The organism is Methylobacterium sp. J-092, assembly GCF_022829325.1.
Taxonomy (GTDB): Bacteria; Pseudomonadota; Alphaproteobacteria; order Rhizobiales; family Beijerinckiaceae; genus Methylobacterium.
Genome location: NZ_JAKSXU010000177.1, coordinates 1 through 24407 on the forward strand (window position 1 = coordinate 1; position 24407 = coordinate 24407).

Genomic DNA, 24407 nt, shown 5'->3' on the forward strand with positions numbered 1-24407 from the left:
CCCATGCCGCCATGGCTGTTCGGCGCGGGGTACATCGACAGGGTCGCACCGACGTAGGGCTGGCCCGGGGTGTAGGTCACCCGGAACGGCTCGTAGTCCATGCAGACGTGGTTGGTGGGCACGTAGAACAGGTTGGTCTTCGGCGAGTAGGCGGCGGGCTGCTGGTCCTTCGAACCCAACGCGGCCGGGCAGATACCCTTGGAGTTGGTATCTTCACCGTTCTGCTCGGTGGAGTACTTCGACAGGACCAGCGGGCGCCCGTAGGTCTTGGAACCCTTGTCCATGTCGACTTTGGAGGCCCAGTTGACGACCGGGTCGAACTTCTCGGCGACGAGGAGTTCGCCGGTGGCGCGGTCCAGGGTGTAGCCGAAGCCGTTGCGGTCGAAGTGGGTCAGGAGCGGGCGCTCCTTGCCGTCGACCTTCTGGTCGGTGAGGATCATCTCGTTGATGCCGTCGTAGTCCCACTCGTCGTGGGGGGTCATCTGGTAGACCCACTTGGCCTGCCCGGTGTCGGGGTTGCGCGCCCAGATGGTCATCGACCACTTGTTGTCGCCCGGACGCTGCTTGGGGTTCCAGGTCGAGGGATTGCCCGAGCCGTAGTACATCAGGTCGAGCTTCGGGTCGTACGAGTACCAGCCCCAGGTGCAGCCGCCGCCGGTCTTCCACTGGTCGCCTTCCCAGGTCTTCAGCGAAGAATCCTTGCCCACCGGCTTGCCGAGGTAGGTGGTCTTCTCCGGGTCGACCAGCATCTCGTCGTCCGGGCCGACGGAGTAGGCGCGCCAGACCTTCTTGCCGGACTTGAGGTCGTAGGCGGTCACGTGACAGCGTACGCCGAACTCGCCGCCCGAGATGCCGACGATGACCTTGTCCTTCACCGGCAGCACGGTGGCGGTGTTGGTCTCGCCCTTCTTCGGGTCGCCGTTCTGGACCGACCAGTTCACCTTGCCGGACTTGGCGTCGAGCGACACGACCGTGGTGTCGGCCTGGTGCAGGATGACGGCGCCGTCGGCGTAGGCCAGGCCACGGTTGACCGTGTCGCAGCACATCACCGGGATCACCGACGGGTCCTGCTTGGGCTCGTACTTCCACACGATCTTGGCCTCGTGGTCGAGGTCGAGCGCGTAGACGATGTTCGGGAACGGGGTGTGGACGTACATCATGTTGCCGATGACGAGCGGGGCGCCCTCATGGCCGCGCAGCACGCCGGTCGAGAAGGTCCAGGCCACCTGGAGGTTCTTGACGTTGTCCTTGTTGATCTGATCGAGCTTCGAATAGCGCTGGTTCGTGTAGTCGAGGCCCGGGAACGCCCACTGGTTGGGGTCCTGCATCAGCTTCATCAGGTTTTCGTTCGCGATGGCCGGCATCGCGGCCGGCAGGAGCGTCGCGGCGTAGGCGACGGACGCCGCAAGGGCGATCTTCCTCATAGGTGTTCCTCCATTTGAGCGTTCGAACCCGGACGTTGTGTCCGCCAGGGGTTTCGTCACCGCATCCCGGTCCGTCGGCGGCGACGTGTCGGCCCTGCGCGCTTCCGCGCCGGGCCCCGGACCGGGGCTGCATTCCCCTTGAGCCCCAATATCATCGTCCGGGAGCCCAAGTGGAGCGCCGGTAGAAGTATCGAATTATAAGACCAGCGCAATAAGAATTTTCTAAGTGCGACAGATTTATCCAGTCATTATCATGCAGATACTGATTTAACCAATACGCCGTCGCCCGAAAAAGCCATGGCTTTATCAGGGGCGCAAATAGTGCTGTTTTTTAAATAAAGATGCCGCTCTTTATTATTCCGAGACATCGCTTTTATGCGTTGACTCAGACTATCGAGTGGCTATCCTTATTCCTGCGACAGACTAGACCTAAGCACATGTATTCTTGTGACCGCTCGGAGGCGTGTGCCCTGGTCGCGGCGGAGCCTTATGGCTCCGCCTTTTTTTTCGTGCGCGAACGGGAAAAGGCCCGGACCGCGCCTGGTGGGCGACGGCGGGCATCAGGACGGTCTTGGATCGGGCAGGGTCATCGGTCGGCTCATGAGGGACCGCCTTGCGGCGATCCGGTTGCGGTCATGAGCGTGACGGTGCGGGTCAACACATAGCTCTACCCGCGCCGAAGCGCTCGGTAGAAGCTATCGTCCGGCCCATAGGGGGCCGGCAGTTATCGGGGAGCTTCATCCCCATCCCACGTCCGGGAACGTGGATTAATCCGTCGTCCGGGTCAATCCCTTCGTCGACCGATCACGCGCGGGTCACGGCAAGGGACAGGAAATAGGCGCCGTAAGCCGTCACCATGAGGGCCGCGACCCCGTCGAGGACGTAGGGCGGCACCTTCCGGAAGATCCCGGTGCCGCCGAGGGCGAAAGCCAAGGTCGCCACGAGCACGACCCCGATGCCGACCCCGAGGGTCGCCGTTCCCGCGCCCTCCCGAAGCGAGACGCCGAGCCAGACCACCAGGATCTCAAGCCCCTCGGCGACCAGGGCCCAGGCGGCGACGCCGAGGCCCGCGGCGTTGATCGGCCGCGACCAGTTCGCGTCCGTCGAGCCGGGGGCCGTGCCGGCATCGCGCTTCGAGAGCCCGTCGATGAACTCGTAGACCAGGTACAGGCCGAACCCGAGCAGCAAGACCGCCGAGATCCAATCCAGGACGTTCAGGGCCAGGAGGTAGGCCGCCTTGCGCAGGACGACCGCGAGGATCGACACCGCCAGCCCGCCGAGGATGGAGCCCGCCAGGACGCTGCGCCATCCGAACCGGTACGCCCCGGCCATCATCACCGTCGCGGCGATGAAGAGTTCGGTGAAGGTCACCTGGAAGGTGATGACGGCTCCGAGCCAGGAAAGGGTCATGGGATGCGCTCCGCCCCGGGCCGGCGTCGAACGCGCCGGCCTCGGCCGCGGAGGGCATAGACATGCCCCGGGCCCTAAACCAGCCACCGTCTTTCGTGATGCTTGCGAACGACCCGGGCCCCATCCCCACTCGGGATGGGGCCCGGGCGCGCGGGAGTTGGATCTTGACGAACGGGCGAGGCGAGGGCATCTCCCGTCCACGGCAATGGAATCTGCCGGGCCTTTCGGCCAAACCGCCCCCTGGGCTAATGACTCCTACCTTTTGCGGCGCCGCAACAAGGGGGACTCATGCGCGCGACCTTCCAAAACCTCTTCGACAGCCTGAACCTCGCGGCGTTCGTCCGTACGCGGCACGCCCATGCCGTTTCGGTGGCGCGTTGGTCGGCCATCCTCCTGCCGATGGCCGCGGCGGTCGGCACCCTCTGCGCGGCCTTCCTGTGGAGCCTCGACGCGGCCACACAGGCGCGCTTCGACCATCCCTGGTTCCTGTTCCTGCTTCCGCTCGGGGGCTGTGCCGTCGGCTTGCTCTACCACCTGTTCGGCAAGAGCGTGGAAGGCGGCAACAACCTCATCGTCGAGGAGATCCACGAGCCGGACGGCGGCGTGCCGCTCCGGATGGCGCCGCTTATCTTCCTCGGCACCATCGTCACGCACCTGTTCGGCGGGTCGGCCGGGCGCGAGGGTACCGCCGTCCAGATGGGAGGCAGCCTCGCCAGCGCCTTCGGCAAGCTCTTCGGGGTCGATGCGGCCGGGGTCCGGGTGCTCCTGATGGCGGGTATCGCCGCCGGCTTCGGCGCGGTCTTCGGCACGCCCATCGCCGGCGCGGTGTTCGCGCTGGAGGTGCTCGCGGTCGGTCGCGTCGAGTACGCCGCGCTGGTGCCCTGCCTCCTTGCCGCGGTGGTCGGCGACTGGACCTGCCAGGCCTGGGGCATCCACCACGGCTTCTACCACGTGGACTTCCTCGCCGGCGGCGCGAAGGCCCTGACCGTCGATCCGCTGCTCCTTGCCAAGGTCGCCCTCGCCGGCGTCGCGTTCGGCCTCGCCGGGCTGTTGTTCGCGGAGGCCAACCATCTCCTCGGCGGATGGCTCAAGCGCTTGGTCCCGTACGGGCCGCTTCGCCCGGTGATCGGCGGCCTGGTAGTGATCGGCCTCGTCTACGCCCTCGGGACGCGCGACTACCTCGGGCTCGGCGTCTCGGCGGCCACGCCCGACGGGCTCACGATCAACACCTTCTTCGGACCGGACATCCATCCCTGGAGCTGGGCCCTGAAGATCCTATTCACGGTCGTGACCCTCAGCGCCGGGTTCAAGGGCGGCGAGGTCACGCCGCTGTTCTTCATCGGGGCCGCGCTCGGCAACGCCCTGGCCGGGCCGCTCGGCGCGCCGGTGGACCTGTTCGCGGCGCTGGGGTTCGTCGCGGTCTTCGCCGGCGCAGCCAACACGCCGCTCGCCTGCACGCTGATGGGCATCGAGCTCTTCGGTGCGACGCACGGGGTCTATCTCGCCGTCGCGTGCTTCCTGGCTTACCTCTGCTCGGGTCACAACGGCATCTACCTGTCGCAGCGCATCGCGGTCCCGAAGTCGGCGGCGGCCAACATCCCGGACGGCATGACCCTGCGCCAGGCCCGTACGGGCCGGGTGCCGACCGTCGCACCGTTGGCCGAGCGCCCCATCACCGAGGAGACGTCATGACCCCATCGCATCGCGTCGTCGCCGCCGACACCGGCATGATCCGTATCTACATGAAGCCGGGCGAGCGCGGCGGCGCCGGCAAGGGCCGGTGGTTCTCTGGCTCGAAGCCGCTCTATCGGGAGCTCGTCGCCCAGGCCAAGGCGGAGGGCCTCATGAACGCCGTCGCCCACCAGTCCCACCACGGCTACAGCAACCATGGGCCGATCCAGGACGACGGCGCCGAGTCGCTCAACCCCGAGCTGACCATGTGCGTCGAGCTGATCGGCACCCGCGAGCAGCTCGAAGGCTTCTGCAGCCGGCACGGTGCCCAACTCGCGAACAAGGTCATCGTCTACAAGCACCTGGAGCATTGGAGCGTCAGCCAGGTCGGCGTCGGTGCGGCGGGGCGGGCTGCATGACATGAACCGTCCCAGGACGCTCCGGGCTTCGGATTGCCGGATGGGACCACGGATGCGATAGCCGGCCATGGGTGCGCGGTCCGACCTTCGGACCGGCAGGCTTCAGCGTTGGTCGGGCCGCCAGCGCGGGAGACCTATGCCCTGCCGCTGCCCCCCCGCCCGATTTCCGCCCTGCGTAACGTCCTGCAGGGCGAGGCCTCCGGCGGCCTGATCCTGATGGCGAGCGCCGCCCTGGCGCTGGCCGTCGCGAACTCCGGCTGGTCGGAGACCTACTTCGCGATCCTGAAGATCCACGTCGGCGGGCTCAGCGTCCTGCACTGGGTCAACGACGGCCTGATGGCGGCGTTCTTCCTGCTCGTCGGCCTGGAGATCAAGCGCGAGGTCCTCGACGGTCGCCTGCGGACCTGGCCCGACCGGGTGCTGCCCGGCATCGCGGCGCTGGGCGGCATGGTCGCCCCGGCGCTGGTCTACGTCGCCATCAACCGGGCGTCCCCCGAGACCCTGCGCGGCTGGGCGATCATGACCGCGACCGACATCGCCTTCGCCCTCGGGGTGCTGGCCCTGCTCGGGTCGCGCGTGCCCGTGTCGCTCAAGGTCTTCCTGACCGCGCTCGCCATCATCGACGACCTCGGGGCGGTCCTCATCATCGCCGCCTTCTACACCGCGGACCTGTCGCTTCCGACGCTCGGCGGGGCGGCGGCCGTGTTCGCGGTCCTGTTCGGCATGAACAAGGCGGGATTGAGCCGGCTGACGCCCTACCTCGTCCTCGGCGCGGTGCTTTGGTTCCTGGTGCTGAAATCCGGCATCCACGCGACTAGATGTTTGGTCCCGCCATGTGGTGATACATCTGATTCCACATGGAGGGACGCGCTATGGGACAGATTCTCCACGGCAGCGCCACAACGACTGAGACGGTCCGTCGGGCAATCCAAGCTTGTAAAGAGAGCGTGAGAGCCGCCGCGAAGCACTATGGGATCAGCCCAACTACCGTGCAGAAGTGGCGTTCACGTCCGACCAGCACCGATGCGCGGATGGGACCGAAGGAGCCTCACTCCACCGTGCTGAGCCTGGAGCACGAGGCGGTCATCGTCGCCTTTCGCCGGCACACCCTGCTGCCACTGGATGACTGCCTCTACGCGCTCCAGGCCAGCATCCCGCATCTGACCCGCTCAAGTCTGCACCGCTGTCTGCAGCGTCACGGCATCAGTCGACTGCCGAACGTCGACGGCGACAAGCCCAAGCGTTCGCGCTTCAAAGCCTACCCGATCGGCTACTTCCACATCGACATCGCACAGGTCAGCACCGAACAAGGCAAGCTCCACCTGTTCGTTGCCATCGACCGGACGAGCAAATTTGCCTTCGTTCAACTTCACGAAAAGGCGACTCAGCGGATCGCAGCGGCCTTTCTACGCGATCTGGTCGCGGCCGTGCCCTACACGATCCACACGGTCCTGACTGATAACGGCATTCAGTTCACGGACAACAAGCCGGTGAACGCGGAGGCCGAGGCCAAGGTGGCTGCCTACTGGGCCGAGCGCGATGAGCCTCGCTTGTACCGCTGGCATTCGTTCGAATGGGCCTGCGAGCAGACCAAGATCAAGCATCGCCTGACCAAACCACGCTGCCCGTGGACAAACGGCCAGGTCGAGCGGATGAACCGCACCATCAAGGACGCCACGGTCAAGCGCTACCATTACACCGACCACAACGAGCTGCGCCGCCACCTGCAACTGTTCGTGGAGGCCTACAACTACGGTCGCCGACTGAAGACCCTGCGAGGCCTCACGCCCTACGAATTTATCTGCCAGACCTGGACGAAACAGCCCGAACGCTTCAGGCTCGATCCGTCACACCACATGCCGGGACCAAACATCTATCGCGGGCGTCCTCTTGGCCCTGACGATTCCTCTCCGCCCGAGCGTCGGAAAGCCGGACGACCCGACCTCGCCCCTGCACAAGCTGGAGCATGCGATCCATCCATGGTCCGCCTGCCTGGTGCTCCCGGTGTTCGGGTTCGCCAATGCCGAGGTCTCGTTCGCCGGCATGTCGGGGAAGATGCTGCTCGATCCGGTAACGCTCGGCGTGGCGCTGGGCCTGTTCGTGGGCAAGCAGGTCGGGGTGTTCGGGGCGGTGGTGGCCGCGGTGAGGCTGGGGTGGGCGCAGCGGCCGGCCCATGCGGGATGGTGGCACCTCTACGGCCTGTCGCTGCTGTGCGGCGTAGGCTTCACCATGAGCCTTTTCATCGGGCTGCTGGCCTTCGCCGCCAGCCCGGAACTCGAAGCGGAGACCAAGATCGGCGTCCTGCTCGGTTCGCTGTGTTGCATGGCCTTGGGCGCCCTAGTGCTCCTGCTGGCACCCAGGCCGGACAGGGGGCGCCGCCCCGATCCCGAGAGGCCGCGTCCCCGGGCCGAGGCGACGGCATGAACCCACGCCCCAGGGCATGACCGGAGACGCCCGTCGACCGGTTCCGGCTACGTCCGGCGGGTATCGTGCTCGCCTGCCTCAGAAGTGTGGCGAGGGCGGGCGTGACTTCGGAGCGCCGCCGGCCAAGTCGTCGATGGCCGGAAAGCGGTACGACCGGGGAGCATGCGGGCTCCGCGACCGTCGAAGCACACCATGCCGTAGGGGCGTGGTTCATGCCGCACGAGCGCTCCGATATCTGGGCGCCCTTCTGCGACTTCGACATGCCGGGCAGCATGTGCGGGGTGACCATGGCAGGGCGCGTCCACGAGACTGGACCCGACATCCGCCTCGTGGTGACCTTAAGACTTAAACGGTCCGCCGATGGCGAGATCCCCGATCACGGCCCGTTCCTGCCGAAGCCCTACGACGCCGCCAAGGTCGTCGACGAGATCCATCACGCGACCTGACGGGTTTTCAGATCGGTGATCCTCATGCTGGCCGGGTCTGGAACCCGATGTCGGCGGCGACGGCCTTCAGGCGCTCCGGCTCGCGCTCCTTCCGCTCGGAATAGCGGTCGACGAGATGGTCGGAGCGCTCGCGGGTTAGGAGCGTGAACTTGAAGAGCTCCTCGCAGACGTCGACCACCCGGTCGTAGAGCGGCCCGGGTTTCATCCGGCCGTCGTCGTCGAACTCCTTGTAGGCCATCGGCACCGACGACTGGTTCGGGATGGTGATCATCCGCATCCAGCGCCCCAGGATGCGAAGGTTGTTGACCGCGTTAAACGACTGAGAGCCACCGGAGACCTGCATCACGGCGAGGGTCCTGCCCTGCGTCGGACGCACCGACCCCTCGGACAGTGGTAGCCAGTCGATCTGGCTCTTTATCACGCCGGTCATGTTGCCGTGGCGCTCGGGGCTGACCCAGACGTGACCCTCCGACCAGATCGAGAGGTTCCTGAGCTCCTGCACCTTGGGATGGTCGGCCGTGGCGTCGTCGGGCAGCGGCAGGCCGTGCGCGTCGTAGATCCGAACCTCGCCGCCCATCGCCTCTAGGAGGCGCGCGGCCTCGTAGGCGAGGAAGCGGCTGAATGAGCGCTCCCGCAGCGATCCGTACAGGACCAGGAAGCGTGGAGCGTGGGTGAACGGCGTCGCCACCCGCAGCACGTCGGTCGTCGGGACCACGAAGTGCCCCTCGCTCAGGTTTGGCATTCCATCGGTGAAAGGCTGGAGGGGCTTGTCCAAGACGTATCGTTCCTCTACGTTTCAACGATGGTTGAGACATTGACATTATGATGGGCGAACGGCAAGCCGTCGCCGCGTTCGCGGCCCTCGGGCAGGAGCATCGACTGCGCATCGTGCGCCAGCTCGTCACCGCCGGGCCGGAGGGCATGGCGGCCGGCATGCTGGCCGAGGCGGTCGGCGTTTCGGGCACCAACCTGTCGTTTCACCTCAAGGAGCTCAGCCATTCGGGGCTGGTCACCTCCCGGCGGGAGGGGCGCTCGATCATCTACAGCGCGGCCTACCCGGACCTGTCGGAGCTCATCCAATTCCTGATGCGCGACTGCTGCCAGGGCCGCCCCGAGGTCTGTGCCCCTGCCGTCGCGGCCCTCGCCGCCTGCTGCCCGCCAACCGGAGACACAGTCCATGCCTGACAGCGTCTACAACGTCCTTTTCCTTTGCACCGGCAACTCCGCCCGCTCGATCCTCGCCGAGGCGATGCTGGCCATGGACGGCAAGGGTCGCTTTCGCTCCTTCTCCGCCGGCAGCCAGCCCAAGTCGGAGGTGAATCCGATGGCACTCCAGGTCCTGCGCGAGAGCGACTACCCGACCGAGGGCATGCACTCGAAGTCGTAGGACGAGTTCGCCAAGCCCGACGCACCGGTCATGGATTTCGTGTTCACGGTCTGTGACAACGCCGCGGGCGAGGCCTGCCCGTACTGGCCCGGGCAGCCGGTGACGGCGCACTGGGGCATCGAGGACCCCGCCGCAGTCGAGGGTAGCGAAATCGTTCGCAAGACCGCCTTCGTCACCGCCCAGCGCTACCTCAAGAATCGGATCTCGGCCTTCCTCGCCCTGCCGATGGCGAGCCTCGACCAAGTCTCCCTGTCCGCGAAGGTCCGCGAGATCGGCCAGCAGGCCGGCGCGACCTCGCCCCGTCCGGAGGTCGCGTGATGGACGTCGTCATCTATCACAACCCAGATTGCAGCACGTCGCGCAACACCCTGGCCCTGATCCGCAACGCCGGCATCGAGCCGCACGTCGTCGAGTATCTGAAGAGCCCGCCGAACCGAACGCTAGTCCGCCAGCTCGCCGAGCGAGCCGGCGTCACGATCCGTGATCTCCTTCGGGAAAAGCGTACGCCCTACGCGGAGCTCGGCTTGGCCGATACTGCGCTCACCGACGACCGGCTTCTCGATGCCATCGAGATGCACCCGATCCTGCTCAACCGACCCATCGTCGTAAGCCCGAAGGGCGTCGCGCTATGCCGCCCGTCGGAGGCGGTCCTCGATCTCCTGCCCGCCCAGCAGGGTGCGTTCGTCAAGGAGGACGGCGAGCGGGTCGTCGACGAGCACGGCCGGCGCGTCGCCACCGCCTGATCCTGCCCAGATCGCCAAGAATAAGAAACGGTCCCGATGCTCGCGCTCGCCATCTTCGTGGTCACCCTCGTCTTCGTCATCTGGCAGCCGAAGGGGTTCGGGATTGGGTGGAGCGCCCTGATCGGGGCCGCGGTCGCGCTCGCCACCGGGGTCATCCATCCCGGCGACATCCCGCTGGTCTGGCACATCGTCTGGGACGCCACCTTCACCTTCGTGGCGCTGATCATCATCTCGCTGCTGCTCGACGAGGCCGGCTTCTTCCACTGGGCGGCGCTCCATATCGCCCGGTGGGGCGGCGGACGGGGCCGCTTGCTGTTTCCGTTGGTGATCCTCCTCGGCGCAGCCATCGCGGCGGTGTTCGCCAACGACGGCGCCGCCCTGCTGCTCACCCCCATCGTGCTGGCCATCCTGCTGCGCCTCGACTTCAAGCCTGCGGCCGCGCTGGCGTTCATCGTCGCCTGCGGGTTCGTCGCGGACTCGACCAGCTTGCCGCTGGTGATCTCGAACCTCGTCAACATCGTCTCGGCGAACTTCTTCGACATCTCCTTCAGCCGCTACGCCGCCGTGATGGTACCGGTGAACCTGGTCTCGCTCGCGGCGACCCTGGTGGTGCTGTGGCTGTTCTACCGGCGCGACCTGCCGGCCACTTACCCGGTGGCCGAGCTCGAAGCGCCGCGGCACGCGATCAAGGACCCGCTGGTGTTCAAGTCGGCCTTTCCACTCCTGGCCCTGCTGCTGGTCGCCTACTTCGTGACGGCCCCGTTCGGCGTGCCGGTCTCGGTGGTGACCTGCGCCGGCGCCGTGGTGCTGCTGGCGCTGGCCAGCCGGAGCCGCGTCATCCCGATCCGAAAGGTGCTGGCGGGCGCCCCCTGGCAGATCGTGCTGTTCAGCCTCGGCATGTACCTCGTCGTCTACGGCCTGAAGAACGCCGGCCTGACCGACTACCTGGCGCAAGGCCACGTCTGGCTTTCGGGCCACGGACCATTCGTGGCCACCATCGGCACGGGGGTCGCCGCAGCCATCCTGTCCTCGGTCATGAACAACATGCCGAGCGTGCTGGTGGGCGCGCTCTCGATCCAGCAGGCCCCGGACCTGTCGCCCCTGATGCGCGAGCTCATGGTCTACGCCAACGTCATCGGCTGCGACCTCGGCCCGAAGTTCACGCCCATCGGGAGTCTGGCGACCCTGCTCTGGCTCCACGTCCTCGATACCAAGGGCCAGCGCATCACCTGGGGCCAGTACATGCGGGTCGGCCTCGTGATCACCCCGCCGGTTCTGCTCGACACCCTGGCGGCCCTGGCACTGTGGCTGCCCGTGCTCGGGGCTCGGTAGCGCGGCGATGCCCCCGACGCGTCGATGGCCCGTGATCTCGGCCCTGGGCGTCGTCCAGATCCTGACCTGGGGCTCCTCGTTCTACCTGCTGTCGGTGCTGGCCGCGCCGATGTCGAAGGATACGGGATGGCCCCTCGGCTGGGTCATCGGGGGGCTGTCGGCCGGCCTCCTCGTCGCGGGCCTCGTCTCGCCGCGGGTGGGAGCCTTCATCGGGGAGCATGGCGGGCGGCCGGTGCTGGCCTTCGCCGCCATCGCCCTGGCGCTGGGCCTCACGGGCCTCGCCCTGGCCCCGAACCTCACGGCTTACCTGGCGGCCTGGCTTCTCGTCGGCCTCGGCATGGGTACCGGCCTGTACGACCCTGCCTTCGCCACGCTCGGACGCCTCTACGGCGCCGAGGCAAGGTCCGCCATCACGACCCTGACCCTGTGGGGCGGTTTCGCCAGCACGGTGTGCTGGCCGCTCTCGGCCTTCCTCGTCGAACGGGTCGGCTGGCGCGGGACCTGCCTCGCCTATGCCGGGTTGCATCTTTCGGTCACGCTGCCGCTCGTCCTGCTCGCGATCCCCCGCCCGCCCGCACACCCGGTCACGCGACCCGCAGGCCCGAGCCCCGTCATTCGTCTCCATGGTCGGGAACACCGTGCCTTCCTCCTCATGACGGGGGTGCTGACCCTCGGGGGCACGGTGATGGCCATGGTGTCGGTGCACCTCATCACCCTGCTGCAGGCCCGTGGCGTCGCGCTAGCCTCGGCCGTCGCTTACGGCGCCCTGATCGGACCGTCGCAGGTGGGGGCGCGCATCGTCGAGATGGCCGGGAAGGGCCGGCATCACCCACTCTGGACCCTGACCGCCGCCATGATCCTGGTGGTCCTTGGGGTCACGATGCTGGCGGCCGGCCTACCCTTGGGCGGGCTGGCGCTGGTCCTCTACGGGGCCGGCAACGGGATCTACTCGATTGCACGGGGTACGGTGCCCCTGGCCCTGTTCGGTCCGGAACGCTACGCCGCGCTCGTCGGCCGGTTGGCGCGTCCGGGCCTGGTGGCGCAGGCGCTCGCGCCATCCCTCGGGGCCGTCGTGATGACACATGGCGGAGCCGATGCGACCTATACCGTCCTGACCGTTCTTGCCCTGGACAACGTAGTGCTCGCCCTGTTGCTGTGGCGCGTACGCTAAGCGCCGGCCCGTTCCCGGATCCACCTGGGTTCACGGAATTGGATGCCCGCCAGATGCCGCCGCTCGCGCCGTCGGGGGCATCGTTCAAGCATTCGGGCAAGCGTGAGAGGACATCGGCCGGCGACCCTTGACCTTACCACTATGGGAAGCCCCATCTCGGCGTGACGTTATCGAAGGAAGAGCGTCATGTTCCGTTACAAGGTCGACAAAATGGGATGCGGCGGATGCGCCAAGTCCGTGACCCGCGCGGTGCTTGGCATCGAGCCTGGAGCCCGGGTGGATGTGGACCTCGGTGCCAAGCTCGTGACCGTGTCCGATGCCGCCGGCCCGGCCGACCGGATCGCCGGAGCCATCGTTGCGGCCGGCTTCCCGGCGGTGCTCGCCTGACGGGTGCTTGCAACCAACCTGGTCCTGCGTCGTTCGAGGAATTCGGAACGGGCTTTCGCCCGACCGTAGAATTTGGCATCCTGCATCCGTGACCCTTTGGCTTGCCCTTAGGCGACTGTTGCCGCTGCTGGCGGTTCTCAGCCTCGCCCTGACGCCGGTGACCGCTCCCGCGGCCACTGCGGGCATGCACGCGTCCATCGCTCACGAGGCCGCGGCCTCGATGCCAATCGTTCACCACGGCATGGTCATGGATCATGCCGAAATGGGTGCGATGGACATGGCCGAGATGGCCATGGACGACATGCCCTGCTGCCCGAAGGAAACGGCGAAGAAGCCCGACTGCACCAAGGGCTGCCCGCTGATGGCCCTGTGCCTCGCAAGCGCCGCGTCCCTGCTGCCGGGGACGGTCGCCGTCCCGGCTCCCGTCGCGTCCCGTGCGACACTGTCCTGGCCCGCCTCGGCGTCCTTCGCGAGCGTGCATGGGACGCCGCTACCCGAGCCCCCCCGAGCCTGAACCGATGACGCCGGCGCCGCATGCGCCGGCACGGTGACGCATGACCACGCGTCCCTTCCCGTCGTTCAGGAGACATCCCCCGTGACCCAGAAGACTTTTTCGCGCGCCGTCTCGGCGGCGCTGCTCGGTGCCGCCCTGTCGGCGACCGCGTTCCCGGCATTCGCCGACACCAAGGACTACCGCTTCGAGCTCGTGCAGCAGGAGGCCAAGGTCGGCGAGGCTGTCCTGTCGGTGCGCCTTCTCGATAAGCGCAGCGGCAAGCCAGTTCCCGACGCCGTGATCTTCGCCAAGCGCATCGACATGGCGCCCGACAGCATGGACGAGATGACCTCAAAGATCGAGCAACTCCCCACGACCGAACCGGGCGTCTATCGCTTCAAGGCGAAGCTCACGATGGCCGGCGGCTGGCGCCTGTCGCTCGGGGCCAAGGTCCAGGGCGAGACCGGCACGGTCGAGGACAAGCTGGTCTTCAAGGCCGTCAAGTGAGCCGCGCGGCCTGGTTCGCCGGGACCCTCGCCGCACTCGCGGCGGGGGGCGCCGGCTATGTCGCGGGGCATGGGGAGAACCCCGTGCCGGCGCTCGCCGAGCGCGCCCGGACGGAGTTCGCCCGGTGGTCTCCGGGCCCCATGCTGGCCGCGCAGGCTACGGCCCCCGCGAAGGCGACCGGACCGGTGGTCTACTACCAGGACCCGGACGGGAAGCCGGTCTACTCGCTTTCGCCGATGGCGACCGCGGATGGCCGGGAGTTCCGGGCGGTCCACGCCAGCGAGGACGTGCGCTTCGACGCGCCGGATGCGGACGAGGCCATGCCCGCCGACATGGCCGGGAACGGAATGGCCGGGCACGACATGGCCACCCAGGACACGGGGAAGGCTGGGGATGCGAAGGCCGCCGCGGGCGCCCGGCGCATCCAATACTACCGCAACCCGATGGGGCTGCCGGATACCTCGGCGACGCCGAAGAAGGATTCGATGGGGATGGACTACATCCCCGTCTACGAAGGCGAGGACAGCGACGGCAACGTCGTGACCGTCTCGCCCGGCAAGGTCCAGCGCACCGGCGTACGGACCGGGGTGGTCGAGCGCCGGGTGGTCGCCCAGCCCGTGCGCGTCCCCGGTACCGTCGCCCTCGACGAGCGGCGGGTGACGGTCATCGCGACACGCTCGGACGCCTACGTCGACCATGTCGAGAACGTCACCACCGGCGACCGCGTCCGCAAGGGGCAGGCGCTGGTCCACGTCTACTCGCCCGAGATCAACGCCGCGGCGGCCCAGCTCATCGCCAACCCGGGCTTCGACGGCGCGAGGCGGCGCCTGCGGAACCTGAACGTCTCCGAGGCCGTGATCGACGAGATGGAGCGCACCCGGAACGTGCCGATGGCCATCACATGGTCCTCGGCTCGGGACGGCATCGTCCTGCAGCGGACCGCCATCGAGGGCATGAAGGCCGCGGCCGGGGATACCCTGTTCCGGATCGGCGACATCTCCACCATGTGGGTGCTGGCCGACGTGCCGGAGCGCGACCTTTCCAACGTCCGCGTCGGGCAAACTGCCACGATCCGCCTGCGCTCGGCCCCGGGCCGCACCTTCACCGGCAAGGTCGGGACCATCTACCCGCAGGTGAACCCGGAGACCCGGGCCACGCGGGTGCGCATCGAGCTCCCGAACCCGGACGGCACCTTGCTGCCGGACATGTACGCCGACGTCGAGATCGCGACGGGGGACGCCATGCCGGTCGTGGCCGTGCCCGACGACGCCGTCATCGACACCGGCGAGCGACAGGTCGTGCTGATCGAGCGCGGCGAGGGTCGCTTCGAGCCCAAGGCCGTGAAGGTCGGCGTGCATGGCGGCGGCTACACCGAGATCCGCGACGGCATCTCGACCGGCGACCGGGTGGTGACCTCGGCCAACTTCCTCATCGACGCTGAGAGCAACCTGAAGGCGGCACTGCAAGGCCTGGCGCCTCCCAAGGACGACCGCCTGGCCGCCGACGCGGGAGCGACGCCATGATCGCGCGCCTCATCGGATGGTCGGCCCGCAACCTCGTACTGGTACTGGTGGGCACCGTGTTCGCCGTCGCGGCAGGCGTCCTGTCGCTGCGGACCCTGCCGCTCGACGCCATCCCCGACCTCTCGGACGTGCAGGCCATCGTCTACACGGAGTACCCGGGGCAGGCCCCCCAGGTCGTGGAGGATCAGGTCACCTACCCGCTGACCACCGCCATGCTGACGGTGCCGAAGGCGAAGGTGGTGCGCGGCTTCTCGTTCTTCGGGGTGTCGTTCGTCTACGTCATCTTCGAGGACGGCACCGACCCGTACTGGGGCCGCTCGCGGGTGCTCGAATACCTCAACGCCGCGGCGAGCCGCCTGCCGGCGGGCGTGACCCCGACGCTCGGCCCCGACGCCACGGGTGTGGGCTGGGTCTACCAGTACGTGGTGGTCGCCAAGGAACGGACGCTCGCCGAGCTTCGCTCCCTGCAGGACTGGGTGGTCCGGTTCGGGGCCTCGCGGGCAGAGGGCGTCGCCGAGGTCGCTGGCGTCGGCGGCTTCGTGAAGCAGTACAACGTCGTGGTCGACCCGAACCGGCTACGCGCGCAGGGCATCTCCCTCAACAAGCTCCGGGACGCGATCCGGTCGAGCAACGCCGACGTCGGCGGCCGCACGGTCGAGCTCTCCGAGTTCGAGTTCATGGTCCGCGGGCGCGGCTACCTGAGGGGCGTCGCCGACATCGAGAACATCGTCCTCAAGACCGCGGGCGGCACGCCGCTGCGGGTGCGCGACGTCGCCCGGGTCGAGCTCGGACCGGACGAGCGTCGCGGCATCACCGAGATGAACGGCGAGGGCGAGGTCGCCGGCGGCATCGTCCTGCAGCGCTTCGGCGCGAACGCGCTGAACGTCATCGAGGGCGTTAAGGCGAAGCTCGCGGAGGTGGCGAAAAGCCTTCCCGCGGGCACCGAGATCCTGCCGGTCTACGACCGCTCTCAGCTCATCGACGCGGCCATCGACACCCTGCGGCACACGCTGGTCGAGGAGAGCGTCGTCGTCTCGCTCGTTTGCATCGTCTTCCTGCTGCATGTGAGGAGCGCGCTCGTCGCCATCCTGATGCTGCCGGTCGGGATCCTGATGGCGTTCGTCGGCATGCGAGCCCTGGGTCTCGGCGCCAACATCATGAGCCTGGGCGGCATCGCCATCGCGGTCGGCGCCATGATCGACGCGGCCATCGTGATGATCGAGAACGCCCACAAGCACCTGGAACGGGCGCCACCGGACAAGCCCCGGGTCGAGATCCTGGTCGAGGCGGCGTCCGAGGTCGGCCCGTCCCTGTTCTTCTCGCTCCTCATCATCACGGTCAGCTTCCTGCCCATCTTCACCCTGGAGAGCCAGGAGGGCCGCCTGTTCGGTCCGCTGGCCTTCACCAAGACCTTCGCCATGGCGGCGGCCGCGATCCTGTCGGTGACCTTGGTCCCCGCGCTGATGGTGCTGTTCGTACGGGGCCGGATCATCCCGGAGCACAGGAACCCGCTGAACCGGCTCCTGATCTGGCTCTACCGGCCGCTGATCGCGGGCGTGCTGCGGGCGCGGGTCCTAACCGTCCTGCTCGCCCTCGGGGTGCTGGCGGCGACCGTCTGGCCGGCCCGTCAGCTCGGCTCGGAGTTCATGCCCGACCTCAACGAGGGCACGCTGATGTACATGCCGACGACCCTGCCGGGCCTGTCGGTGACCAAGGCCGGCGAGCTCCTCGCAACCCAGGACCGCATCATAAAATCATTCCCGGAGGTGGCCTCAGTCTACGGCAAGGCGGGCCGCGCCAACACCGCGACCGACCCGGCGCCGGTGGAGATGTTCGAGACGGTCATCGCGCTGAAGCCGCCGTCCGAGTGGCGGCCGGGCGTGACGCTGGCGAGCCTCAAGGCCGAGATGGACAAGGCGCTGCAGTTCCCGGGCGTGTCGAATGCCTGGACGCAGCCGATCCGCGCCCGAATCGACATGCTCTCGACCGGCATCCGCACCCCGGTCGGCATCAAGGTACTAGGAACGGACCTGAAGGAGATGGAAGGGGTCGCCCGCCAGGTCGAGGCGGTGGTGCGCAACGTGCCGGGCACGTCCAGCGCCTACGCGGAACGGGTCATCGGCGGCTACTTCCTCGACATCACGCCGGACCGGGAGGCGCTCGGGCGCTACGGGCTGATGGTCGGGGACGTGCAGGACGTCATCGCCACGGCGCTTGGCGGCCAGAGCGTGACGAACACCGTCGAGGGACGCGAACGCTACACCGTCAACGTCCGCTACCCCCGGGCCTTCCGGTCCGATCCGCGGGCCATTGCCGACGAGGTGCAGGTGCCACTCCCGGCCGGGGGGACGGTGCCGTTGCGCGAGGTCGCCAAGGTCGAACTCACCCGGGGCCCGACCTCGATCCGCACGGAGAACGGACAGCTTGCGGTCTACATCTTCGTCGACATCAATGGGCGCGACCTGGGCGGCTACGTCGCCGACGCGCGGGCCGCGGTCGACAGCGAGGTCAAACTCCCACAGGGCACGACCCTGCAGTGGAGCGGTCAGTACGAGTACCTGGAGCGGGCCGCGGCGCGCATGAAGGTGGTAGTGCCGCTGACGCTGCTCGTCGTGTTCCTGCTGCTGTTCATCAACTTCCGCCGCCTGACCGAGACGCTCATCGTCATGCTGTCGCTGCCGTTCGCCCTGGTCGGCGGCATCTGGCTGATGTGGTGGATGGGCTTCAACATGTCGGTGGCCGTGGCGGTCGGGTTCATCGCGCTCGCCGGCGTCGCCGCCGAGACCGGGGTGATCATGCTGGTCTACCTCGACCATGCCCTCGACGAGGTCCGGGCCGCGTGCGCACGCGAGGGGCGGCCCCTGTCCCGCGAGGATCTGCGGCGGGCGATCATGGTCGGCGCGGTCGAGCGGGTGCGCCCGAAGATGATGACGGTGACCGCCATCATGGCGGGCCTCATTCCGATCCTGTGGAGCACGGGCGCCGGCTCCGAGGTCATGCAGCGCATCGCTGTGCCGATGATCGGCGGGATGGTGTCCTCGACCGTGCTGACGCTCGTGGTGATCCCCGCCGTCTACGGACTCGTGAAGGGATGGGGCCTGTCCACGGCCGCCGAGACGCCGGCGAGTGGCTCCCCGGCCGAACGACCCGCTTACCGCGAGGCGGCGGAGTAGGCGCCTGCGGACGGATTAAAAATCCCGGCCAAGAAGAAAGGAATTTATTAGAACGAACTATAGCGGCCTGAGTTGACAGAATGAGCAGGGCAATACTGGGGGTATATTGTCACCCAGTGCTGATGCTCGTCTCTTTTTGTCTAACATAAAGGAGCCTCACATGGGCAATATGTCGAGCGAGATGCAGTCCTGCATCGACGAATGTCTTCGCTGCTATCAGACCTGCCTCGGCATGGCCTCGAACCACTGCCTCCCGGCGGGCGGCAAGCACGTCGAGCCCGAGCACTTCCGCCTGATGCTGGCCTGCGCCGAGATGTGCCGGACGTCGGCGCACTTCATGCTGATCGGGACGAGGCATCACAAGCACACCTGCGCCGAGTGCGCCGACGTCTGCGAGGACTGCGCCCGAAGCTGCGAGCAGGTAGGCGACATGCAGCATTGCGTCGAGCAGTGCCGCCGCTGCGCCGAGAGCTGCCGGAAGATGGCCGCCTGATCGAAGCGCCGCCGGAGCCGGTTCGGGCTCAGTGACCGGCCACGGCCTTCCGACGCGGTGCGGGGGGCGGCATCGCCCCCTGGGAGCCGCCCGGATGGCAGGCCGGGACGTTCGCCCCGGTCTCCAGGCTGGCGATGATCGGGCAGTCCGGCCGGCCGTCGCCGTCGCAGGCGTCGGCCAGGGACCGCAGGGCGTCGGCCATCTCGTTCAGTTGGCGGGCCCGCTGTTCGAGTTCCGTGACATGGGCCCTCGCGATGGCCTTCACGTCGGCGTTGCTGCGGTCGGGGTCGCTCCAGAGCCCGAGCAGCACCCGGATGCGGTCCAGCGAGAAGCCCAGGTCCCGGGCGTGCCGTATGAAGCCGAGCCGGTGCAGGTCGGCGGTCCCGTAATCGCGGTAGCCGCTGTCGCGACGGTCCGCCGGGGGCACGAGCCCGATGCTTTCGTAGTGCCGGATCATCTTGGCCGAGACCCCCGAGGCCCGGCTCGCCTCGCCGATGTTCATCGTGAGAGCCCCTCCGTTGACCTTCCCATGATGGGAAGGTCCAGGAAGGTGCGCAAGCCCAATCGGCCGCGACCGATCCGTCGTTTCCACGGCAACGAGCGGACGGCATCCCGGCCAGACAACCCACGGAGTTTCCGATGCAAGCCACCGCGTCCCGCAAAGCCGTCCTGTACCGGATGATGATGCCGCAGCACACGTGCCCCTACGGCCTGAAGGCGAAGGACCTCCTCGAACGCCAGGGTTTCGAGGTGGAGGATCATTGGCTGAGCACCCGCGAGGAGACCGACCGCTTCAAGGCCGATCACGGGGTCAAGTCGACGCCCCAGACCTTCATCAACGGCGAGCGGGTCGGGGGTTTCGACGACCTCAGGCGGCATTTCGGGCGAGCCGCCAACGACCCCAACGCGACGACCTATACGCCGGTCGTGGCGGTGTTCTCGATGACCGCGCTGATGGCGCTCGCGGCGAGCTACGCCGTGTACTGCACGCCCCTGACCGTTCGGGCGGCCGAGTGGTTCATCGCCTTCAGCATGTGCGTGCTGGCCCTCCTCAAGCTGCAGGACGTCGAGACCTTCTCGTCGATGTTCCTCGGCTACGACCTGCTGGCCAAGCGCTGGGTGCGTTACGCCTACGCCTATCCATTCCTTGAGGGCATCGCCGGCGTCCTGATGGTGGCCGGCGCCCTGAACTGGCTGTCGATCCCCGTGGCCCTGTTCATCGGCGCCATCGGCGCGGTCTCGGTGTTCAAGGCGGTCTACGTCGAGAAGCGCGAGATCAAGTGCGCCTGCGTCGGCGGATCGAGCAAGGTGCCGCTCGGTTTCGTCTCGCTGACCGAGAACGTGATGATGGTCGCCATGGCCGTCTGGATGCTGGCGATGCGGCATTGAGCGGCATGGCCACGATGTTCCCCTCCTGGCTCCACGCGCTCTCGATCCTCGCCCTGCTGCTTGGGGCCGCCTGCGCTCTGCTGCTGTCGGTGCAGGTCGTCCGGCACCCGCAGCGTCCTGCGCGACAGACCGTCTAACCGGTCGATGGGGTTCTGGAGAAAGGTGGAGCGTGTCATCGAGCCGAACGTTTTCAGACCTTCGGATTCCAGGTCTGTCGTGCCGGGTCGATCCTACGGAGGGTTTCTTGACAGGTCCCCGGCCTGGAATGCCGGATCGTAGATCACGCACGCTCCGCCGCGACGCACACCGCTCCTTGGTGATGCGGCTCTCTCCATCGTGACGATCTCGCCCTCACACCGAGGCGGCTATGAGATCCTTGATGCGGGTCGCAAGCGTCTCCAGCACGAACGGCTTGGTCAGCACCTGCATCCCCGGCCGGAGGTGCCCGTTCCCGAGGACGGCGTTCTCCGCGTAGCCGGTGATGAAGAGGACCTTCAAGTCGGCGCGTCGCTCGCGGGCGGCGTCGGCCATCTGGCGCCCGTTCATGCCCCCCGGCAAACCGACATCCGTTATCAGCAGGTCGATGCGGACGTCCGACTGCAGCACCTTCAGGCCGGAAACGCTGTCTGCGGCCTCGATGGCCGTGTAGCCGAGGTCTTCCAGCACCTCGATGACCAGCATGCGGACCGAAGGCTCGTCGTCGACGATGAGCACCGTTTCGCCCTGACCGGCCCGTCCGACCTCGGCAAGTTTTCGCGCGACGTCGGCCTCGTCGGCCTCGCCGTAGTGGCGCGGGAGGTAGAGGCAGACCGTCGTGCCCTCGCCGACCTCGGAGTAGATGCGGACCTGTCCGCCGGACTGGCGCGCGAACCCGTAGACCATCGACAGGCCGAGGCCGGTGCCCTCGCCTAGGGGCTTCGTCGTGAAGAACGGCTCGAACACCTTGGCCATCAGTTCGGCTGACATGCCCGTGCCGGTGTCGCTGACGCACAGGCTGAGATACTGGCCGGCCGGCATGTCGTGCTGTCGGGCACCGGCCTCGTCCATCCACTTGTTGGCGGTCTCGATGGTGATGCGGCCGCCGTCCGGCATCGCGTCGCGGGCGTTGATGCACAGGTTCAGGAGCGCGTTCTCAAGTTGGCCCGGATCGATGAGTGAAGGCCAGATCCCCGACAGGCCGACGACCTCCAGGTGGATCGCCGGGCCGACGGTGCGGCGGATCAGCTCCTCCATGTCCGTGACGAGTCGGTTCACGTTGGTCGGCTTGGGATCGAGGGTCTGGCGGCGCGAAAAGGCCAGGAGACGGTGCGTCAGGGCCGCCGCACGCTTGGCCGCGCCCTGTGCCACCGTCATGTAGCGGTCGAGATCGCCCAGGCGTCCTTGCGACATGCGGGTCTGCATCAACTCCAGCGAGCCGGAGATGCCCGCCAGCAGGTTGTTGAAGTCATGCGCCAAGCCGCCGGTGAGCTGGCCGACCGCCTCCATTTTCTGGCTTTGGCGCAGGGCTTCCTCGGTCCTAGAGAGGGTCTCTGCCTGAAGCTTGGCCTCGGTTACGTTCCGAACGGAGGCGTAGATCAGGCCGTCTCGCGGCACGGCATTCCAGGACAGCCAGACATCGCTACCGTCCTTGTGGCGGTAGCGGTTCTCGAAGGTGAACTGGGCCTCGCCGCGCGACAGGCCGGCCGCCGCCGCCAAAGTGGCCGCGATGTCGTCGGGATGCACGAAGTCGAGGAAGGGACGAGCCTTCATCTCGTCCTCGGTCCATCCCAGCGTCCTCGGCCAGGCCGGGTTGAGGCTGACGAAGTAACCGTCGAGGTTGGCGACGCAGAGCAGGTCCGAGGAAGCCTCCCAGACCTGGTCCCGCTCGGCCGTTCGGGCCGCGACCTGTCCGGCGAGGTCGGCCTCCGTCCGCTTCCGTGCAGTCACGTCGTGCACGAAGACGTGGAAGCCGTCGACGGTCCCGTCGGGGGTGCGACGTGGGAGATACCTGATCTCGGCGACGCGGGGCTGTCCGTCACGGCGGGGCCAATCGAGCTCGAAGGTGACCGCCTCGCCGGCCAGCGCGCAATCCATGTGCGGCTTCCGGGCGGCGTAGTTCTCCGCTCCCAGAAGGTTCCTGACGTCGCGGCCGACGATCTCGTCGGCCGGCACGGAGAACCAGTCGTCGTAGGCTTTGTTGGCGAACCGATAGACATAGTCGGCGCCGATGAAGGAGATGAGGACCGGCAGCGCATCCGTGATGAGACGGAGCTCGCGCTCGCTGGCCTCGACCTGCTTCTCGATGGTCCTTCGCTCGGTGATGTCCGAGAAGAAGACGGCCACGCGGTTAGCGCCCGGGTCTCCGGTTCGCAGGGCCCGGACGTCGAACCACCTTCCGAACACCTCCGCATAGTGCTCGAAATGCGCAGGCTCTCCGGTCAGGGCGACGTGTCCGTAGGTATCGAACCAGTGCCGTTCGAGATCGGGTGCGAACTCACTCACCCACCGGCCGGCCACGTCGGCACCGGTTTGCCGCACGAAGGCGGGATTGGCCTCCACGATCCGGTAGTCGACGGCACGCTCGCCCTCGAACCGCATTTCGATGATGCAGAAGCCGACTTCGATGCTCTCGAACAGGGTGCGGTACCGCGCCTCGTTCTCCCGCAGGGCTGCCTCGCCGAGCGTCCGCTCGGTGACGTCGTGCCCCTCGACGAAGATGCCGCTGACGGACCCGCGGGCATCCGTGATGGGCTGGTAGACGAAGTCGAGATAGCGCTCGTTGACTGCACCGCCCAAGACCGCCTGAACGTCGAACCTAGCGCCTGTCGCCTTATGGGCCTCGCCCGACCGGAAGACCGTGTCGAGCAGGTCGACGTAGCCCTGGGCGGCTGCGTCCGGCAAAGCCTCGGCCACGGTACTGCCGACCACGTCGCGATGGTCGATGGCGCGCTGGTAGGCGGCATTCGTCAAGGCGAAGCGATGCTCGGGGCCGGTCAGCAGGGCGATGAAGCTAGGCGCCTGCTCGAACATCTGCGCGAGCGACGCCGACTGGGCGCGGAGACGGCGCACCTCGGCTTCCAGTTGCTCGCGGGTCAGCATCGAGGGGTCGGACGGGTCGGCGGCCTGCATGCAAGGCGGGTTAGAGTTCAATTGTGTTGGACGCGAGGAGGTTGAGCCCTGTCGACCTATCGCCGCGACGGCATCTACGGGATGTCGGTTGCAGGAAGCCCGGCTGCAGGAGGATCGGTCAGGATCGGTCCTTGTCCAACGCTTCCTCGACGCATCGGAGCGCCGCGAGGTTGCCACGCCCTTCCAGAGCCCTGATGCGGTGATGGCGGCTTAGGCGCAGCATGGCATCGGCGGAGGCCTGATGGCCGTCATCGCGGAGGGTGTCGGCGACCGCCGCGAAATCACGCGCCGCCCCCTCGTCGGTGACGATGCAGCGTGCCAACGCGTTCGCCAGACCCGAGACGGCTTGGGTCATGCGCTCTCGCCGTCCTTGTACGGAGACATCAGATCGCCTCTCGGATGGCGAGCACAAGGTCTTTCGGACGATAGGGCTTGCCGAGGAAGTGACCGTGATCCGGGACCTCGCGGTCGGCTAACTTCCTTCCGCCGGACGTTATGACCAACCCGATATGGGGCCAGGCATCCGCGACACGTTCCGCGAGGACGAACCCGTTCATCGAACCCGGCATGTCGATGTCCGTGAACAGCACCCGGATATCCTCCTGGCGTCGCTGCAGGATGGCCCAGGCGGCATCGGCGTGGTGAGCCTCGGTCACCACGAAGCCGGCCTCCTCCAGCATGTCGACCACCATCATGCGGATCAGGCCCTCGTCCTCGACGACAAGGACGTGGGGGGGCGAAAGGGCTAAATCCTGATCCGGCATGAGCTGGATACGTGTCCGTGTCACGGATCGAAACTAACCCATGATAGAGACAAGCGCCTCGGCCGCCCTTCGTTTCACCTTGGCCATACGATTACGGCCTGCCCAAAGCGCGGATACTCGCCACACGTCCAGGTTCCTGCGTC

The 24407-nt window shown here is 67.4% G+C and carries 22 protein-coding genes, 4 pseudogenes and 2 riboswitches; of the genes and pseudogenes, 19 read left to right on the top strand and 7 right to left on the bottom strand.

Annotated elements, in window-relative coordinates:
• Both MKK60_RS20710 and MKK60_RS20715 read right to left on the bottom strand, forming a co-directional pair.
• Positions 1-1424, bottom strand: a 1424-nt coding sequence (locus MKK60_RS20710; RefSeq protein WP_279604189.1) for a PQQ-dependent dehydrogenase, methanol/ethanol family, incomplete at its 3' end; no start/stop codon positions are given.
• 682 nt (positions 1425-2106) lie between these two features.
• Positions 2107-2178, bottom strand: a riboswitch (Fluoride riboswitch).
• Positions 2179-2228: 50 nt separating this feature from the next.
• Positions 2229-2834 (bottom strand): TMEM165/GDT1 family protein, encoded by a 606-nt coding sequence (locus MKK60_RS20715; protein WP_243988404.1) that lies wholly within the window; start codon positions 2832-2834, stop codon positions 2229-2231.
• A gap of 192 nt (positions 2835-3026) precedes the next feature.
• Positions 3027-3099: riboswitch (Fluoride riboswitch) on the top strand.
• 23 nt (positions 3100-3122) lie between these two features.
• Here MKK60_RS20715 and MKK60_RS20720 point away from each other — a divergent pair.
• The 6 genes and pseudogenes from MKK60_RS20720 to MKK60_RS20745 all read left to right on the top strand — a co-directional run bounded on the left by MKK60_RS20720 (position 3123) and on the right by MKK60_RS20745 (position 7794).
• On the top strand, positions 3123-4526 hold the full coding sequence (locus tag MKK60_RS20720; RefSeq protein WP_147908759.1) for a voltage-gated chloride channel family protein: 1404 nt from the start codon (positions 3123-3125) through the stop codon (positions 4524-4526).
• On the top strand, positions 4523-4924 hold the full coding sequence (locus MKK60_RS20725; protein WP_147762561.1) for a DUF190 domain-containing protein: 402 nt from the start codon (positions 4523-4525) through the stop codon (positions 4922-4924). Before MKK60_RS20720 ends, MKK60_RS20725 begins: the two co-directional genes overlap by 4 nt.
• Before the next feature lie 141 nt (positions 4925-5065).
• A pseudogene (gene nhaA / locus MKK60_RS20730) lies at positions 5066-5740 on the top strand (Na+/H+ antiporter NhaA); the annotation flags it as partial.
• A 56-nt stretch (positions 5741-5796) separates the two neighbouring features.
• A pseudogene (locus tag MKK60_RS20735) lies at positions 5797-6795 on the top strand (IS481 family transposase); the annotation flags it as partial.
• Between the two features lies 1 nt (position 6796).
• Positions 6797-7348: pseudogene (locus MKK60_RS20740) on the top strand (Na+/H+ antiporter NhaA); the annotation flags it as partial.
• A gap of 212 nt (positions 7349-7560) precedes the next feature.
• A complete protein-coding gene (locus MKK60_RS20745) occupies positions 7561-7794 on the top strand; it encodes a response regulator (protein ID WP_243988405.1) in 234 nt (77 codons plus the stop codon).
• A 22-nt stretch (positions 7795-7816) separates the two neighbouring features.
• Here the strand turns inward: MKK60_RS20745 and arsH are convergent, their stop codons facing one another.
• On the bottom strand, positions 7817-8569 hold the full coding sequence (gene arsH, locus MKK60_RS20750) for an arsenical resistance protein ArsH (protein WP_243988406.1): 753 nt from the start codon (positions 8567-8569) through the stop codon (positions 7817-7819).
• Between the two features lie 50 nt (positions 8570-8619).
• On the opposite strand from arsH, the gene MKK60_RS20755 reads away from it, so the two are divergent.
• From MKK60_RS20755 to MKK60_RS20805, 11 genes and pseudogenes are all read left to right on the top strand, one after another.
• Positions 8620-8979, top strand: coding sequence for an ArsR/SmtB family transcription factor (locus MKK60_RS20755; protein ID WP_243988407.1), 360 nt, complete (start codon positions 8620-8622; stop codon positions 8977-8979).
• Positions 8972-9499: pseudogene (locus tag MKK60_RS20760) on the top strand (arsenate reductase ArsC). Before MKK60_RS20755 ends, MKK60_RS20760 begins: the two are co-directional and overlap by 8 nt.
• Complete coding sequence (gene arsC, locus MKK60_RS20765) at positions 9499-9924, top strand: arsenate reductase (glutaredoxin) (protein WP_243988408.1); 426 nt, start codon at positions 9499-9501, stop codon at positions 9922-9924. The pseudogene MKK60_RS20760 and the gene arsC overlap by 1 nt, the downstream one beginning before the upstream one ends.
• Before the next feature lie 36 nt (positions 9925-9960).
• Entirely contained in the window at positions 9961-11256 is a 1296-nt protein-coding gene (locus MKK60_RS20770) for an arsenic transporter (protein WP_243988409.1), read from the top strand.
• Positions 11257-11263: 7 nt separating this feature from the next.
• A complete protein-coding gene (locus MKK60_RS20775; protein WP_243988410.1) occupies positions 11264-12427 on the top strand; it encodes an MFS transporter in 1164 nt (387 codons plus the stop codon).
• Between the two features lie 186 nt (positions 12428-12613).
• A complete protein-coding gene (locus tag MKK60_RS20780; protein WP_056488124.1) occupies positions 12614-12814 on the top strand; it encodes a heavy-metal-associated domain-containing protein in 201 nt (66 codons plus the stop codon).
• Positions 12815-12902: 88 nt separating this feature from the next.
• Complete coding sequence (locus MKK60_RS20785) at positions 12903-13328, top strand: hypothetical protein (RefSeq protein ID WP_243988411.1); 426 nt, start codon at positions 12903-12905, stop codon at positions 13326-13328.
• Positions 13329-13409: 81 nt separating this feature from the next.
• A complete protein-coding gene (locus MKK60_RS20790; RefSeq protein ID WP_147853402.1) occupies positions 13410-13814 on the top strand; it encodes a FixH family protein in 405 nt (134 codons plus the stop codon).
• Positions 13811-15337: an efflux RND transporter periplasmic adaptor subunit gene (locus tag MKK60_RS20795; protein WP_243988412.1), complete on the top strand. Its 1527-nt coding sequence runs from the start codon at positions 13811-13813 to the stop codon at positions 15335-15337. The genes MKK60_RS20790 and MKK60_RS20795 overlap by 4 nt, the downstream gene beginning before the upstream one ends.
• A complete protein-coding gene (locus MKK60_RS20800; RefSeq protein WP_243988413.1) occupies positions 15334-18510 on the top strand; it encodes an efflux RND transporter permease subunit in 3177 nt (1058 codons plus the stop codon). The genes MKK60_RS20795 and MKK60_RS20800 overlap by 4 nt, the downstream gene beginning before the upstream one ends.
• Positions 18511-18670: 160 nt before the next feature.
• Positions 18671-19003: a four-helix bundle copper-binding protein gene (locus tag MKK60_RS20805; protein WP_147853399.1), complete on the top strand. Its 333-nt coding sequence runs from the start codon at positions 18671-18673 to the stop codon at positions 19001-19003.
• A gap of 28 nt (positions 19004-19031) precedes the next feature.
• Here the strand turns inward: MKK60_RS20805 and cueR are convergent, their stop codons facing one another.
• Positions 19032-19505, bottom strand: a complete 474-nt coding sequence (gene cueR / locus MKK60_RS20810) for a Cu(I)-responsive transcriptional regulator (RefSeq protein WP_147812918.1) — start codon at positions 19503-19505, stop codon at positions 19032-19034.
• 137 nt (positions 19506-19642) lie between these two features.
• Between cueR and MKK60_RS20815 the strand changes: the two genes are divergently transcribed.
• Positions 19643-20392 (top strand): glutaredoxin family protein, encoded by a 750-nt coding sequence (locus MKK60_RS20815; protein WP_243988414.1) that lies wholly within the window; start codon positions 19643-19645, stop codon positions 20390-20392.
• A gap of 5 nt (positions 20393-20397) precedes the next feature.
• Complete coding sequence (locus MKK60_RS28510; RefSeq protein WP_279604190.1) at positions 20398-20529, top strand: hypothetical protein; 132 nt, start codon at positions 20398-20400, stop codon at positions 20527-20529.
• Positions 20530-20743: 214 nt separating this feature from the next.
• Here MKK60_RS28510 and MKK60_RS20820 read toward each other — a convergent pair whose 3' ends face one another.
• From MKK60_RS20820 to MKK60_RS20830, 3 genes are all read right to left on the bottom strand, one after another.
• Positions 20744-23500: a PAS domain-containing sensor histidine kinase gene (locus MKK60_RS20820; protein ID WP_243988415.1), complete on the bottom strand. Its 2757-nt coding sequence runs from the start codon at positions 23498-23500 to the stop codon at positions 20744-20746.
• A 118-nt stretch (positions 23501-23618) separates the two neighbouring features.
• Positions 23619-23855 carry a hypothetical protein gene (locus tag MKK60_RS20825; RefSeq protein ID WP_243988416.1) on the bottom strand — a complete coding sequence of 79 codons (237 nt, stop codon included), beginning with the start codon at positions 23853-23855 and terminating at the stop codon, positions 23619-23621.
• Between the two features lie 28 nt (positions 23856-23883).
• Positions 23884-24264 carry a response regulator gene (locus tag MKK60_RS20830; RefSeq protein ID WP_243988417.1) on the bottom strand — a complete coding sequence of 127 codons (381 nt, stop codon included), beginning with the start codon at positions 24262-24264 and terminating at the stop codon, positions 23884-23886.
• Positions 24265-24407 lie beyond the last annotated feature (143 nt).